This is a genomic window from Corallococcus llansteffanensis, from assembly GCF_003612055.1.
Classification (GTDB): domain Bacteria; phylum Myxococcota; class Myxococcia; order Myxococcales; family Myxococcaceae; genus Corallococcus; species Corallococcus llansteffanensis.
Genome location: NZ_RAWB01001023.1, coordinates 1 through 1,380, shown reverse-complemented (window position 1 = coordinate 1,380; position 1,380 = coordinate 1). Strand labels below are relative to the sequence as shown.

The following is a 1,380-nucleotide window of genomic DNA, read 5'->3' as shown; positions in this document are numbered from 1 at the left end:
GAGTACGACGCGCCGTCGCTCACCGGCGTGGAGTCGCAGCCGCGCCGTCGCACCGGCGTGTCGGAGCCGGTGGCCCGCCGCAACACGTCCAGCAACCCGGGCGTCACCCAGGTGGCGCGCACCAACTCACGCTCGGACCTGAGCCGCCAGTCGGTGGAGGACGTGCCCCCGCCGCCCCGGCGCACGATGTCGCGCGCCACGCCGGTGTCGGAGCCTCCCGCGCGCTCGCGCTCGGGCGTGCACCGCATGGACGTGGAGGAGGACGACGAGCGCACCCGCCTGCCTCCGCCGGAGGATGATCCGGACACGCTGCCGGTGCCCACGCCGCGCCGGCGCACCAGCAACAGCCATCCGTCCGCCGTGGAGCCGCCGCGCCGCCGCACCTCCAGCCGCGTGGATGCCCCGCGTCCGCGCCCGGTGCCGGTGGAGGTGGACGACGAGGACTCGGGCGAGCGCCGTCCGTCGCGCACCGCCGCCCCCGCGCTGCCGGAGCCTGCGGCGCCCCGCGGCTCTGGGGTGCGCACGGTGGCCATGGTGGGCTTCATCGTGGGCCTGCTCGCGGTGCTCGTCCTCTTCCGCGAGCCCATCATCAAGGCGCTGACGTCCACCGCCGCGGATGCGCAGGGCGTGTGGCTCACGGTGAACACCAACCAGCCGGTGAAGGTGTCGGTGCGGCACACGGAGCGCTGTGGCAGCCCGGAGCCCGTCACGGTGCTGGGCACCGCGCCGCTCACCCGCGTGCAGGGCGCCCACCTCCAGGACACGCTCATCCTGGAGAACGAGGCCCAGGGCATCTACCTGGAGGACTCGGAGGAGCTCGCGTTCGGCCAGCCCGGCGAGCTGAAGACCTTCGAGCGCAGCTTCAAGGAAGGCACCCTCAAGCTGAAGATCACCCCCAAGGGGATGACCGGCCTGTCCGTCTACCGCAACAACCAGCTCCTCGGCAGCGCCAACACCCAGCTCAAGCTGATGGAGGGCAAGCAGCGCCTGGAGCTGCGCGGCGCGAAGTTGAAGGAGCCCGTGGCCTTCGAGGCGACGGTGAACCCCAACGAGACGACGGAGTCGGTGCTGGACCTGGCCTCCTCGCTCTAGGCGGTGGGGCGCCGCACCCTGGGGCTAGTAGCGGGGCAGGGACGGGTCCACGGTGAGCGAGTACAGGTCGATGCCCCCCTTGAGGGACACGGCCTCCAGCCCCCGGTCGCGCAGGTACGCGGCGCCGTCCAGGCTCCGCACCCCGTGGTGGCAGTAGACGACGACGGGGCGGCCCCGGAAGGCCTCCAGCGCGGTGTCGTACTCCGGCAGCTCCGGCAGGGGCATCAGCACCGAGTCGGGCAGGGCCACCCACTCGTGTTCGTGGGGGAAGCGCACGTCCACCAGCAC

The 1,380-nt window shown here is 72.9% G+C and carries 1 protein-coding gene and 1 pseudogene; one reads left to right on the top strand and one right to left on the bottom strand.

What is annotated here, in order from left to right; genetic code table 11:
• Positions 1 to 1,092 (top strand): annotated as a pseudogene (locus tag D7V93_RS43020) (serine/threonine protein kinase); the annotation flags it as partial.
• 24 nt (positions 1,093 to 1,116) lie between these two features.
• Here the strand turns inward: D7V93_RS43020 and D7V93_RS43015 are convergent.
• On the bottom strand, positions 1,117 to 1,380 hold a 264-nt coding region (locus D7V93_RS43015), incomplete at its 5' end, for a rhodanese-like domain-containing protein (protein WP_208723351.1).